General features: G+C 45.2%; 11 protein-coding genes and 1 pseudogene. 3 read left to right on the plus strand and 9 right to left on the minus strand.

The window, feature by feature from the left end; all coding sequences use genetic code 11:
- The first annotated feature begins 2 nt into the window (after window positions 1–2).
- On the plus strand, window positions 3–221 hold the full coding sequence (gene infA, locus NFHSH190041_RS12260; protein WP_011496276.1) for a translation initiation factor IF-1: 219 nt from the start codon (window positions 3–5) through the stop codon (window positions 219–221).
- 95 nt (window positions 222–316) lie between these two features.
- On the opposite strand, the gene clpA is transcribed toward infA, so the two are convergent.
- Window positions 317–2,575 carry an ATP-dependent Clp protease ATP-binding subunit ClpA gene (clpA, locus tag NFHSH190041_RS12265; protein WP_261922105.1) on the minus strand — a complete coding sequence of 753 codons (2,259 nt, stop codon included), beginning with the start codon at window positions 2,573–2,575 and terminating at the stop codon, window positions 317–319.
- Window positions 2,576–2,608: 33 nt separating this feature from the next.
- The gene (gene clpS / locus NFHSH190041_RS12270; protein WP_261922106.1) at window positions 2,609–2,917 is read right to left on the minus strand and encodes an ATP-dependent Clp protease adapter ClpS; all 309 of its coding nucleotides are present in this window, start codon (window positions 2,915–2,917) and stop codon (window positions 2,609–2,611) included.
- A 192-nt stretch (window positions 2,918–3,109) separates the two neighbouring features.
- Between clpS and cspD the strand changes: the two genes are divergently transcribed.
- On the plus strand, window positions 3,110–3,316 hold the full coding sequence (gene cspD / locus NFHSH190041_RS12275; RefSeq protein WP_261922107.1) for a cold shock domain-containing protein CspD: 207 nt from the start codon (window positions 3,110–3,112) through the stop codon (window positions 3,314–3,316).
- 332 nt (window positions 3,317–3,648) lie between these two features.
- Here cspD and NFHSH190041_RS12280 read toward each other — a convergent pair whose 3' ends face one another.
- The gene (locus NFHSH190041_RS12280; RefSeq protein ID WP_261922108.1) at window positions 3,649–4,344 is read right to left on the minus strand and encodes a 3'-5' exonuclease; all 696 of its coding nucleotides are present in this window, start codon (window positions 4,342–4,344) and stop codon (window positions 3,649–3,651) included.
- Between the two features lie 114 nt (window positions 4,345–4,458).
- Window positions 4,459–6,457: pseudogene (locus NFHSH190041_RS12285) on the minus strand (DUF294 nucleotidyltransferase-like domain-containing protein).
- Window positions 6,458–7,199: 742 nt separating this feature from the next.
- On the opposite strand from NFHSH190041_RS12285, the gene NFHSH190041_RS12300 reads away from it, so the two are divergent.
- Window positions 7,200–8,084 (plus strand): IS1595 family transposase, encoded by an 885-nt coding sequence (locus NFHSH190041_RS12300; RefSeq protein ID WP_261925010.1) that lies wholly within the window; start codon window positions 7,200–7,202, stop codon window positions 8,082–8,084.
- 46 nt (window positions 8,085–8,130) lie between these two features.
- On the opposite strand, the gene NFHSH190041_RS12305 is transcribed toward NFHSH190041_RS12300, so the two are convergent.
- The 5 genes from NFHSH190041_RS12305 to NFHSH190041_RS12330 all read right to left on the minus strand — a co-directional run bounded on the left by NFHSH190041_RS12305 (window position 8,131) and on the right by NFHSH190041_RS12330 (window position 13,963).
- Window positions 8,131–9,849: a sodium:solute symporter family protein gene (locus NFHSH190041_RS12305; RefSeq protein ID WP_261922112.1), complete on the minus strand. Its 1,719-nt coding sequence runs from the start codon at window positions 9,847–9,849 to the stop codon at window positions 8,131–8,133.
- Window positions 9,850–9,860: 11 nt separating this feature from the next.
- Window positions 9,861–10,127 carry a DUF4212 domain-containing protein gene (locus NFHSH190041_RS12310; RefSeq protein ID WP_261922113.1) on the minus strand — a complete coding sequence of 89 codons (267 nt, stop codon included), beginning with the start codon at window positions 10,125–10,127 and terminating at the stop codon, window positions 9,861–9,863.
- Window positions 10,128–11,017: 890 nt separating this feature from the next.
- The gene (locus NFHSH190041_RS12315) at window positions 11,018–11,863 is read right to left on the minus strand and encodes an SDR family oxidoreductase (protein ID WP_261922114.1); all 846 of its coding nucleotides are present in this window, start codon (window positions 11,861–11,863) and stop codon (window positions 11,018–11,020) included.
- A gap of 758 nt (window positions 11,864–12,621) precedes the next feature.
- A complete protein-coding gene (locus NFHSH190041_RS12325; RefSeq protein WP_261922116.1) occupies window positions 12,622–13,383 on the minus strand; it encodes an IS5 family transposase in 762 nt (253 codons plus the stop codon).
- A 115-nt stretch (window positions 13,384–13,498) separates the two neighbouring features.
- On the minus strand, window positions 13,499–13,963 hold the full coding sequence (locus NFHSH190041_RS12330) for a DUF2919 domain-containing protein (RefSeq protein ID WP_261922117.1): 465 nt from the start codon (window positions 13,961–13,963) through the stop codon (window positions 13,499–13,501).
- Window positions 13,964–14,436: the final 473 nt, after the last annotated feature.

Below are 14,436 nucleotides of genomic sequence, written 5' to 3' on the forward strand. Positions count from 1 at the left end.
TAATGGCGAAAGAAGACAACATTGAGATGCAAGGCACCATTCTGGAAACCTTGCCTAACACAATGTTCCGTGTAGAGCTGGAAAATGGGCACGTTGTGATTGCTCACATCTCCGGCAAAATGCGTAAAAACTACATCCGTATTCTGACCGGTGACAAAGTAACCGTTCAGTTGACTCCTTACGACTTGAGCAAAGGTCGTATCGTCTTCCGCGCGCGTTAATCTTGCCTTCCAGAAAGAACCCGGTATAGAGACCGGGTTTTTTAGTTGGAATACGGAAAAAATGGCTGCCAAAGCAGCCATTTTTTATTACCGGATTAAGCTAAGGTTGATTCAGCCAAGGTCGTGATAACGATTTCACCTTTTGCGACATCTACCTTGGCGGTACCACCGGACTCAAGCTCGCCAAACAGGATTTCATCTGCCAACGGCCGCTTGATTAAATCTGTGACCACACGCGCCATCGGGCGGGCACCCATCGCTTTATCATATCCTTTCTCTGCTAGCAGGGTACGGGCTTCATCGGTCACGTCTAGCGTGACACCTTTACTGTCTAACTGGGCTTGAAGTTCAACCAAGAACTTATCCACGACCTTAGCAATCACAGTCATATCCAAGTGATTGAACCAGATAATAGAATCTAAGCGGTTGCGGAACTCAGGCGAGAATACCCGGTTAATTTCCGACATCGCATCTTCACTGTGATCCTGTTGTTGGAAACCGATGGATTTTCGCACCGTTTCCTGCACACCCGCATTGGTTGTCATAACCAAAGTGACATTGCGAAAATCCGCTTTGCGGCCGTTATTATCCGTTAAAGTGCCGTGATCCATTACCTGCAATAACAGGTTATAAACATCTGGATGAGCCTTTTCGATCTCATCTAGCAGCACTATGCAGTGTGGATGTTTAATCACCGCATCGGTCAGTAATCCGCCCTGATCGTAACCAACATATCCTGGTGGCGCACCAATCAAGCGAGAAACCGTATGACTTTCCATATATTCGGACATATCAAACCGAATAAGCTTCATCCCCATACAGGCAGCCAATTGATTAGTCACCTCAGTTTTACCAACCCCGGTTGGGCCTGCAAACAGGAAGCTACCAACTGGCTTGTGTTCAATTCCAAGGCCACTGCGCGACAGGCAAATTGCAGCGCTGAGTGCTTCAATGGCTCTATCCTGGCCAAACACCACCATCTTCAGGTTACGTTCCAGATTTTTCAGTGTGTCTTTTTCTGTTGCTGAGACACTTTTCTCTGGAATACGGGCAATACGGGCAATAATGGCTTCGATTTCATTCTGACCTATGGTCTTTTTACGACGGCTGGCCGGCTGCATGGCCATTCTGGCTCCCGCTTCATCGATAACATCAATAGCTTTATCCGGTAGCTGACGGTCATTAATGTGTTTGGCGGATAAACTGGCGGCACTGGACAGCGCAGCTAAGGTATAGCGAACACCGTGGAAATCTTCGTATTTGCTCTTTAATCCCTGCAGGATCTTGGTGGTTTCTGCCACGCTGGGCTCATTAATATCCACTTTCTGGAAACGACGAGCCAGCGCGCGGTCTTTTTCAAAAATACTTTGATATTCCTGAAAAGTGGTCGACCCCATACAACGTAGTTTACCGCTGGATAACAGTGGCTTAAGCAAATTAGATGCATCCATCACCCCACCAGACGCCGCACCAGCACCTATGATGGTATGAATTTCATCGATAAACAGGATACTGTGCTCATCCTCTGCCAGTTCCTTAAGTAAACTCTTAAACCGCTTCTCAAAATCGCCACGGTATTTAGTGCCCGCCAGTAACGAGCCCATATCAAGAGAATAAACCGTGGTCTCTGCCATCACATCAGGCACTTGTTCATTGACGATGCGATAAGCTAGTCCTTCTGCAATAGCGGTTTTACCTACCCCAGCTTCACCCACCAGCAGCGGGTTATTTTTCCGGCGCCGGCAGAGAATTTGAATTGCCCGTTCGACTTCTTCATCACGGCCAATTAGGGGATCAATATTGCCCAATACCACCTGTTCATTTAAATTGGCTGCAAACTGCGACAGCATGCTGCGCTCTTCAACCAACTCGGCAGTCTCTTCTTCCCGTTCCTGCTCAATAGGCGGATTTTCGTCTTCAGCCTTGCTGAAGCCATGGGAGATATAATTGACCACATCCAGGCGGGTAATGTCACAACGGCGCAACAGGTAAACCGCTTGGGATTCCTGCTCACTGAAAATCGCCACCAGCACATTGGCACCAGACACCTCCTGACGACCAGAAGACTGTACGTGGAACACTGCGCGCTGTAATACCCGCTGAAAACCTAACGTAGGCTGGGTTTCGCGGCCATCTTCCTGTTCAGGCAAAATGGGGGTTGTCTGGTGAATGAAACTGGCAACGTCGTCCCGCAACCGATCTAAATCGGCCCCACAGGCGACCAATGCATCCTGCGCCGCCGGGTTATCAATCAATGCCAATAACAGATGTTCTACCGTCATATACTCATGGCGGGCGTCCCTGGCCTGCTGAAAAGCCAGGTTCAAGGTGACTTCAAGATCTTTGTTCAGCATAGGCACCCCTCTTTATAATCCGCGTGTAATGAATCACGCTTTCTCCAATGAACACAGTAATGGATGTTGGTTTTCCCTTGCAAATTGATTTACCTGTATCACTTTGGTTTCTGCTATCCCAAACGGGAATACGCCACAAACAGCTTTACCCTGATGATGTATGGTCAGCATAATTTCTGTTGCCTGCTGCTCATCCATCCTGAAGAACATCTGTAAAACATCAACCACAAAATCCATCGGGGTATAGTCATCATTATTAAGTATGACTTTATACATAGGCGGCGGCATTAATTCTGCTTCAACCCGCGCTCTAACCCGTTCAATATTTCCTGTTTTACCCATGTGACAATTTTAGCCTCTTCATTGGCATCCACCAATTGATATACGGAAATTAACCAAATGTTGTATATATGTTAATTTCACCTTGACAACCGATATAGCAGCTTTCATTCTGTTGAAAGAGCGGATATTAGGGACCCGCTCTTAAGGTTTTACTATCTTACTGGGAAGTAGACAATAGAAGGAAGTGGAAGTATGGCAAGCGGAACTGTTAAATGGTTCAACAACGCCAAAGGATTCGGGTTTATCTGCCCTGATGAAGGTGGTGAGGATGTCTTTGCGCACTATTCTACAATTGAAATGGAAGGCTATCGAACTCTTAAAGCAGGCCAACCAGTGCAATTTGAAGTGGAACAAGGGCCCAAGGGCATGCATGCATCAGCAATCTCTCCGGTCAAATAACCCTTGAGTATTTTTGCAGCGGAAGATTGAAAAAGCAGGACAGTGTCCTGCTTTTTTATTATCCGGCAACCCAACCCGTCTCTCGCATTCGCAGTTATATCACGTCTATTTTTCTTGATAACAAACTAAACCTCTGCCAAATGATCAGAAGTAACTTAGGCTTAAATTGCAACAGCGATGCCAAAATCATACCAGTCACCGGTTGTACAGAAAAACCAGCATCCTGCATTGATTGTCATCAGCAATCCTTGTTTACCCTTTCTGTTACCTCGTTAATTCCCTTATTGCTCGCAAAAATAGTCAATACATCAAATAGCGGAATAACGAAGAGGTTATAGCCGCAGCAAATCCCAAAGGGTAAGTTTCTTAACTGCTGTTTGCGCCAAGAAGAGCTCTGCTGTCGCCAGCGCATCGAGTGTTGCCTGATGAGGAGGATAATCTGGCAAACCATACTGTTGCCGACAATAGGATAACTGACCATTTATCGGCCCTTCAGGCGCGCGCTGCAATTGCCAGCGATGTTCCGGCAACCAGGTATCCAGCATAGGCAGGAATACCTGAGATATGCCCAATTGCAGGCAGGCTGATTGCAAAAAACGTTGCTCAATTCCGCTATGATGAGCCAATAATATATGACCATGGGCTAAATGGAATAACCGCGATAATGCCATAGCGAGCGGCATCCCTTGTTGGCGGTGTCTATCATGAATACCGTGAATACAAGCACTTTGTTTTACAGTCCTTTTTGTATGAATCAGCATGTGTCCGGCCTTGGCTAATTCTATCTGTCCATTTTGTATTGGCTGATACCCGATACTGACAATTTCATCATATCGCGGTTTAAGTCCAGTCAACTCAAAATCGATCGCCAGCAATGGCACCTCATGATGCTCAACTTGAAGCAAAGGTAACAGGGATTGAAAATATCCTTTTAGCCAAGGTGGAAGACGGTGCTTTAAATTGCAATGAATGCGATAACGGGCGAAATATAGCGCCGCTTGATACTGATACCGCTTCACAATATTCATCTTCGCACTATCCCATTAAGAAGGATTTGGGTAAGTGGATCTAATGACCATATGATTTCAGTCCTTGACGGCCACTTCCATACAGTATCATTAACGTTAATGATGGGGACACCCTCAAAAACGGCGTAAAAATTTAAGCCTTAAACTGTCTTGAGCATAATCTATCACTCGAAATGCAGCCTTTAATTGTGTTTGTCGCAAAGAGGATAACTTGGAAGGTAGCAAATATGCCCCTGATAATGGGTCATTATTCGCCTGCGCCTGCATCTGACTGTGTTGCCTCAGTTCTGTAATAAAATCCAGCGCATCCAGTAATGACTGCATATCTGATTTCGCCATCAAGCCCTGCGCCACTAAGACTGTGCACTCTGACAATATCATTTATTATCATGCTGCCTCTGTGTTTCAAATCAATACCTTGGCTCTGAGCACCATCATGCTCCAACACCCACTGGCGGAAAAAGCCTAAAGGCGTGTGTTGCAGTAAACAGTTATGCGCCAATGCGGCCAAAAAAATATCATTAGTCCCCGCCAAACTGATTGTCTGTTTCAGTGCAGCATAAAGCCCAGCATCACCACTGATGCAACGCATATCAAAAAAAATGCTACTACTGAGCAGCGCTTCAGGAGATGGCTGCTCAATCCAGTGAGTAAAACACTGCTGCCAAGCTGGCAGCGATAAACAATGCTGGGCGGATTGCGCCATGATATTCCCCGGACAATAGGGATAACCACACAAAGCCAAACCATCGCACACCCACTTTCCTAAGCGGATAAAATAATCGGCCTGCTCAACATCAGGCTCCTCTGCCAATAACAAACCATTATCCTGATCAGAGCCTAATACCATCTCCCCCCTAGCCTGAGAGCCAAACGCCAACCAACAAAATACCATCGGTGGCGGCCCTAATACCTGCTGGGCTAACACTAATAGGCGTCGGGTAATGGCATCGGCCAATAAGGTTAACCACCGGCTCACCTGCGCTGCAGGTGTTTTCTGCACTAATAGTTGCTCAACCAGATGGGGAATTTGTTCAGCGCAGCGTACTAATCCGGATAACGGCTGGCGGTCAATCTTGGCCAATAAAGCTAATGGCGTATATCCCTGCAACCGCAACAGATCCGTGTCTGTCACCATCCCTACGGGAATACCATGTTCCATTACCGGTAAATGATGGAGATTGTGCTGTCCCATTAATAACAGCGCTTCATACACAGGTGCAGAGGCAGAAATAGTGTGCACTTGCTGACTCATAATATCCCGAGCAGGAATAGCCCCTAACCTATTACGGGCCAATACCCGCCGTCGCAAATCTCTGTCAGTGACGATACCACTAAGCACATGCGAAACTGTCTTTGATAGGCAGGGCGGGGACTCCTTTGCGGAATAAAGCACAACAGCGGAAATATTCTGTTGCGTCATAAATTGGCTAATCTCAGTCACGCTCTGGCTTTCGGGTTGCATCTGTAGTGGCGTGCTCATCACGTCTTTGATCGGTACAGACAAATGATCATGACTTTTTATTCCCGCCAAGACACCACTATCAGCTCGTTTTACATGATCAGTTTCTGGCTGAAAGAGAGTCCGGCAGAGCGTTGAACTATGGCACAGTTGTTCAATCACCTCACTGGGCACGATGTAAATCAATGCATCTTCCAATACGGTCAAACTGATCGTTAAGCTGGATGCAATTTTGGGGGCATATTGGGGAGCGTTGTGGCCGCCATCAACATAGACGGCCTTGGATGGCTCTGAAAAAGGTGATGCTATGCTAGGCCATGTTGGTTCTGCCTTTTTCAGGGTAGAAACCGCAATATCAACAGCATCGGAGGGCGCTTGCACAAGGCTTGCAGGATACCAATAATCACCACGCCCCAAACGATCCAATAACGTGCCACTTGAAGTACTTAATTCAATGGCTCCCGTTCTTACTAGATATAACTGCTTATCATCACGACTGACATGAAGAATATCGCCATCTGCAGCAAGATAACGGATTGTCATCTTGCTAGCACAGTATTCTTGTTGCTCCACCGTTAAGTGACAAAACGGTGCCACTTGAGCGAGAAATGCAACTATCGGCTGAAGTGACATAGCATCCATTGCTTGCATTTTGCTTCCTTTGCATTGTTATCCGAGATGAGTGACGAGCACGACTATCGCCAACATTAAATGTCATCCTTACACATACTGTTTAATATGGTATTCCGGCGCAGTGGTACTGCGCCGGAAGCTGGGCGTGATGTCTTATTATCAGCTACACAGGTTTATCTAGGGTCTGTTGATGTTTCAAGTTTGTTTTTGCAGCGATTTGAGGATTCTTTATACAAGGCAGAGGCTTTGATAGATAGTTGCGTTACCTGATAAGCCGATAACGCAGTAGAAAGGAGCCTCAAACGCTGCCCGCAGGGTTCGGCTAAAAGCGTTTTACGCTTTGTTGAGCGGTTCTTGCTTAGAATAACTAGGCAACAAACCACTCGCCGCGATTAAAACGCTTTTGTCTCGAACAAAATTTAATCACGAAACGTCAACAGACCCTAGGGTCTGTTGACCTTTCGAGTTTGTTTTTGCAGCGATTTGAGGGTGCTTTATACAAGGCAGAGGCTTTGATTGGTAGTTGCGCTACCTGATAAGCCGATAACGCAGTAGAAAGGAGCCTCAAACGCTGCCCGCAGGGTTCGGCTAAAAGCGTTTTACGCTTTGTTGAGCGGTTCTTGCTTAGAACAACTAGGCAACAAACCACTCGCCGCGATTAAAACGCTTTTATCTCGAACAAAATTTAACATGCCTATGCACCTCGGTCAGTTTGGGCGTAATATAGAACCATAAATCGCTTCTTGTGGAGGGTTTTATGATGAACATGTCAGAAATGAGCTTTATAGATTGGCAACGTCAATTTCATTCAGAAAATGCCTGTCTTGATTACCTGAAAATGCAGCGATGGCCGGATGGATTTATCTGCCCTAAATGTGGTCATCGTCAAGCCTATCAAATCCATACCCGTGAGCTTTATGAATGCTGTCAGTGCCATAAGCAAACATCCGTGACATCTGACACGCTGTTTCACGGCACGCATATCCCGCTGTCTAAATGGTTTACGGCCATTTATTTTATAGGGTCAGACAAAGGCGGAATATCAGCATTACGGCTCAAAAAGCTCATTGAAGTTAACTGGCGAACGGCAAGGTTGATACTGAAAAAATTGCGTATCGCAATGGGGCACAGAGACAGACTGTATTGGTTATCTGGCAACATAGAATTGGATGATTGCTTGGTTGGCGGCAAACAAAAAGGTAAACGTGGTCGAGGCGCGGCAGGGAAAACACCGATAATTGTGGCCGTTGAAACCCAAGGTGAACGAGCCGGCTATATTGCCATGCAGGCTGTTAACCGTATCAGCCACCAAAGTGTCGAGCAATTTGTGCAAGCGCATATTCTCCCCAATCAATATGTTCGCTCAGATGGGCTACGTGCATTGACTATCATTGATAAAACCCAGCATCACGAAGCCAGAGTGACGCCGAAAGAATTGGTTGATGAGTGGCTCCCGTGGGTACATATCGCCATTAGCAACCTGAAAACATTTATTCAGGGCACATTCCACGGAATATCCAAAAAATATGTACAGGAATACCTCAATGAGTTCATTTATCGTTTTAATCGCAGAAGAATAGAAAAACAAATTCCTATGCGGCTGTTAAATATAGCTATTTTTCATTCACCTATGAACTCATGCTGAGCAAAGTGCATAGGCATGAAATTTAATCACGAAACATCAACAGACCCTAGTGCTCATGGGCATCGCCAGCGCCTTTTGGAAAACGAATGGCTTCTACCATCGCCACTACCGGCTCAGGCACTGCAGTAGTTATACGGCTGACACTGACCGCCACGGCAAAATTAATCAACATACCTATCATGCCAATGCCTTCAGGGGAAATCCCAAACCACCAATTCTCGGCACTGTTTGCGGCAGGATTGATAAACTTGAAGTACACAATATACCCAGCAGTAAAGAGTAAACCTGTCACCATGCCGGCAATCGCCCCCTCCTTATTCATACTGCGGGAAAAAATGCCCATCACAATGGCAGGGAATAGACTAGAAGCCGCTAACCCAAAAGCAAAGGCCACCACTGCAGCCACAAACCCAGGTGGATTAATACCAAAATAGCCCGCCACAACGATGCCCACGGCCGCGGCAATACGGGCAAAGGTCAACTCCCGTCGATCTGAAATACCCGGCATCAAGTTTTTCTTCAATAGATCATGGGATACCGATGTGGAGATCACCAGCAACAACCCCGCAGAAGTAGACAATGCTGCGGCAAGTCCACCGGCAGCAACGAGGGCAATCACCCAGGCTGGCAGATTGGCAATTTCCGGGGTGGCCAACACCATAATATCCCGGTCAATATTCATTTCATTGTTACTGCCTTTGGCATAAAACATCCGACCATCGCCATTTTTATCATCCCACTTAATCAGACCCGTTTTCTCCCAATTTTTTACCCATTGGGGCGCAGACTCATAGGCTACACCTTGAGATTCTGGGCCATTGATGGTTTCCACCATATTGACCCGAGAAAAGGCCGCCAATGCCGGCACTGTGGTATACATAATGGCAATAAAGACTAGTGCCCAACCCGCGCTGGAGCGGGCATCCTTCACCTTAGGAACGGTAAAAAAACGCACGATCACATGGGGTAATCCTGCGGTACCAACCATCAGAGCAGCGGTAATGGCAAACACATCAATCGTTGATTTAGCGCCCTCGGTATATTGGGAAAAACCTAATTCGCTCGATAGCCCATCAAGCTTATCCAACAAATAGGTACCAGTATTATTTCCTGCAGCATCCACCAAGGTTGACCCAAACCCTATCTGGGGGATCACATGACCTGTCATCATCACGGAGATAAAAATCGCAGGAACCATAAAGGCAAAAATCAATACACAATACTGTGCTACTTGGGTATAGGTGATGCCTTTCATCCCGCCCAATACGGCATAGAAAAATACCACCGCCATACCGATATAAACGCCGGTATCAACATCCACCTCCAAGAAACGGGAAAACACCACGCCGACGCCACGCATCTGACCTGCTATATAGGTAAAACAGATAAAAATGGCGCAGACAACTGCCACGGTTCTTGCAGCCTGAGAGTAGTAACGCTCGCCAATAAAATCCGGCACAGTATATTTGCCGAACTTACGCAGGTAAGGGGCCATACATAAGGCCAGTAGCACATAACCACCTGTCCAGCCCATCAAATAAACTGAACCATCATAACCAACAAAAGAGACAATACCTGCCAAAGAGATAAACGAAGCCGCAGACATCCAATCCGCTGCTGTCGCCATACCATTCATTACGGGCGGCACACCGCCACCAGCCACATAAAAATCTTTAGTTGAACCCGCTCGAGACCAAATAGCTATCGCGATATAAAGCGCAAATGTCAGCCCGACAATAATATAGGTTAATGTTTGAACATCCATTTCGGCACTCCTCAGTCTTCATGTACGTTATATTTTTTATCCAATGCATTAGCTCTGGTTGCATAAATAAAAATCAGTGCAACAAATACATACATGGCCCCTTGTTGGGCAAACCAAAAACCGAGCTTAAAACCCATAAAATGAAACTGATTCAACTCATCAACAAATACTATGCCGCATAGATAAGAGACGACAAACCATACAGCTAACAGCACCAACACGAGACGCAAATTTTCCCGCCAATAGCCCTTAGCCTTATCTTTATTTTCAAAAGCCATTTTGACTCTCCCATTATTTAACTATTTCATTACCCTCCCCAACCTAACAAGTGAATTGCGTTTCGCCATCAAGACTTTGGTCTAATGCGTTATATCCACCAAGAGCATAACACAATTAAAATTATTATTTTTCATACAGTTAAAAACATAACACCTAAATATTCAGTAGGATTAGACTAAGGTCTATTATTTTTAACAATCATTTCATTATGATTTTAATATAGCGAAATATGATCTTATTAAATTGCATCTGATAGGGTTATGATTTTACATATCGAGAGATAGCTGACACAAATCTCTAATAATCTATTTATTTTTAGATTGATCGACAATATAAATAGATGAAATGTACCAAGCCACAATAAATATAAATAAAACACGATTTAACGTGTCATTAGGCAATAACGTACGGATATAATAGTATGAGCCTAGATTCATCCGTTGGCTTAATTCATGTAAAAAACTTATACAGGACAGCATATAAATCACTATGGCTCAATCTGCTATGCGATAAAGTTCTACGTGATAATCTGCTCTACGATAAATTAATAAACAAAATAGTTGTCACTGAGACTTTCACTTCTCAAGTCACAAGTCACAAGTCACAAGTCACAAGTCACAAGTCACAAGTCACGCCAAGAGAATGCCGCCGAAAGCCGACAATAATAAATCAACCGCGCGATCAATGTCTCAGTAGTACTGATTTAAGTATTTTTATTACTATTCCAGTTGCTGCCAACTCAATATAATCGAATGATATGATTAACCTATTTCACTGGCTTAATTCACTGTCTCATATGGCTAATTCATATCACTCGCTTATATCACTTGTCATATTATTCGCTCATATCACTCAATACGACCATGCAATATGACCACCAGACAAGCGCTTAACATTGGGCCAGCATTTGTGCCAATGTTGGCACGCGATATACATACCCTAGCTCATGGCAAATCCGATCGCCGCTAACCCGTTTATCCCCAATAACACTGTTATCAATTTGGAACTCTGGTGCTGGCAGTTGTAGAGACTGCGCCGCCTGGGTATAAAATGCCTGCTTGGTGGCGTGCTCAGGCGCGCAAAGATTATAAATCGCGCTCGGCTGCGGGACTTTTAGCACGGTAACGGTCGCGCCAATACAATCATTTAAATGCACTAGATTGACGTGATGCCGCGCGCCAGTCAGATTTGTCCGCCCGGCAAGAAAACGCCCCGGATGTCGGCCAGGCCCGATTAATCCGGCAAAACGTAATATCACCGCGCCCCCTTCAGGTGCCAGCAAAAGGGGATCTTTGGCCAGTAAATATTCGGCCTGTAACAATAATGATTCAGATGTTTGCTGTGGTAATACTTCGGTTTCAAGGCAATCACTACCGGGGGGATACACTCCGGTCGAGGAAATAAAAATAAGCCGCTGTAAGCGCCTGGGTAACATCATCTGTTTGAGCCGCTTAAGCCGCTCGAGATAATCTGTCTTCCCTGAACGCAACGCCGGTGGAATATTGATCACCATCGCATCGGCATCCAACAAAGGCGTTAGCGTCTCTTTCGCTGTACCGACAACCTCAGATTCGGATAAGTCCAAAGCTACGCAGTCTATCCCTTCGCGAGTCAGTTTTTGCGCCTCATCAGCATGGCGTTTACTGCCGATAACTTGATAGCCCTCATTTTGCAGCGCCCGCGCTAAAGGCAAACCAAACCAACCACACCCCACCACCGCAATCTTCTTTATCATCTATGCCTTTCCCCAAAAACAAAATCAAACAGGGTTATGAGTTACCTGTTAAATATTAGCGTTACGGTAGCATATCTAGGTTATTGTGGCGTAAAAACAGATAGAAAAAGCCCGGCAAAACCGGGCCTTGTATTATTACTGGTTAAATAATCAGGCTTATCCCTAGGTGACAACAAAATCTAGTTGCCACCCCTAGGGTCTGTTGACCTTTCAAGTTTGTTTTGCAGCGATTTGAGGATGCTTTATACAAGGCAGAGGCTTTGATAGGTAGTTGCGCTACCTGATAGGCCGATAACGCAGTAGACAGGAGCCTCAAACGCTGCCCGCAGGGTTCGGCTAAAAGCGTTTTACTCTTTGTTGAGCAGTTCTTGCTTAGAATCACTAGGCGACAAACCACTCGCCGCGATTAAAACGCTTTTATCTCGAACAAAATTTAATCATGAAACGTCAACAGACCCTAGGGTCTGTTGACCTTTCGAGTTTGTTTTTGCAGCGATTTGAGGATGCTTTATACAAGGCAGCGGCTTTGATAGGTAGTTGCGCTACCTGATAAGCCGATAACGCAGTAGAAAGGCGCCTCAAATGCTGCCCGACGGGTTCGGCTAAAAGCGTTTTACGCTTTGTTGAGCGGTTCTTGCTTAGAATAACTAGGCGGCAAACCACTCGCCGCGATTAAAACGCTTTTATCTCGAACAAAATTTAACCACGAAAGGTCAACAGACCATAGGGTCTGTTGACGTTTGCTGTTCATTTCTCACTCAGCAATACATCGGTAGCCACATAAGCATGAATGCCAGCGATACCATACTGGCATAATTCCGTTCCAACTTATCATAACGGCTTGAAATAGCACGATAATGCTTAATCCTAGCAAAGGCATTTTCCACCAAATGACGATACCTATATAAGCACCAATCCATTGTATCCTTACCAATATCTTGCCCGTAATTACGCCTAGCTATCACAGTTTTTCCTCCTTTGCGTTGAACAAAAACGCGGAAAGATTCACTGTCATATCCTTTATCGCATACAATAGTATCTATCTCCCCCAGTTGTTCTACGAGACTTTCTGCAAGAACAATGTCATTTCGCTGACCTTCTGATAAATCAAAACAAATGGGCAAACCTCCGCTATCGACAGCTAAGTGGATTTTTGTTGTATTCCCACCTCTGCTTTTACCTATTTGCTCAGAGAAATTTGTAGCAGCGCCTGTGCTGTGCTGATGTGCACGAATAATTGAGCCATCGAGGAACACCCATTCGAAGTCTGCCATTTTTGCTAACTGACTGAAAAGATGATTTAAAATACCTTTTTTAGACCAAAGGTTAAATCGTCTATATACTGAGCTCCATTCACCAAATCCCGGAGGTAAATCTCGCCAAGGGATCCCCGTTCTCATACGGAAAAGTATCCCTTCAAAGGTCATTCTATGTTCAGATTTATTGTAGATACGACCAGTACTTTTCATTATCTGTAGTAGCAGTTCCCATCTTATGTCAGTTAATATTGTTCTCGGCATGCTTTGGGGTTGTGGTTTGTTTTTGGCGAAAGAGATTATAACCCCTCTGCATGTTGCTCAAAAATCATCCTCGAAACGTCAACACGCCCTAGCAATATGCGCTAAAGCATCAGTATTAAGCCAGCTGCCAATCACGAAAATAGGCTTTTAAATGTTTCGATTTCAGCAGATAAAGTACACACCAAAATGAAGCTAACGCATCTAGGGCAAAGCCCCAATGAAACAGAAATTCAGCATGCAACAAGCGTTGCCATAACATCACGATTTCAGCCAATACCACCAGCCACAAAATTGCGTAAGACTTGGCAAATAAAGGCGCTAACCAATCTAACTTTCGTTTTCTCTCCGCCAACACCAAGGCGAAAATCAATACCGCACCCAGCCCCACAATTAAGGCCTGTATAAAATCACTCTGTTGTGGATAGAGCAAGCGTACTAAACCGGCCCGATCATTATGCTGCGTCAGGGACATCACCCACACCACCCAGCCACGTGCCAAAAATGCCAGCATCAGATACAGATAAAGCGGAGGTTTAACATGGCCATTATCGTCAAGCCAATACACATGGTTCAGGTTCAAAACGTTATCCAAGAATAATTATGTTTAGTAAAACAGATATGGCTACTTTAATGGCAAATTCAACCCGGGCAACAAAAATGAAACAGCTTTAATCCATCGATGCGCCGCAACGTTGAACAATCAGGGCTTGGCATCAACGTAGTATGACCAACAGCGATGCCAATATTGCACAGGCCCAGACTATCGCATCAAACTTTAATTACAGTTACAAAGCGTTAGCCAGTCAGCTTATCGATAGCTGACTTGTCTTGCCCTCAGATAATGGCACTTATTCTGGGCAAACTTACTCAGGCGACAGGTTAAGTAAAAATTATCCGCTCAAACTGAGCCAATTTTTATCTTGTTCAAGTCTTGCGCTGGCCGTTCTACATAAGCCCAATCGTTAGTCCCATAAATACCCATTGCCCTTAAGCAACTCACCGCTAATGGACAGGACGCCGAGGCATAAAAAAGCCGGCAACTACGCCGGCTAT

This window comes from Shewanella sp. NFH-SH190041 (assembly GCF_024363255.1).
GTDB lineage: Bacteria > Pseudomonadota > Gammaproteobacteria > Enterobacterales > Shewanellaceae > Shewanella.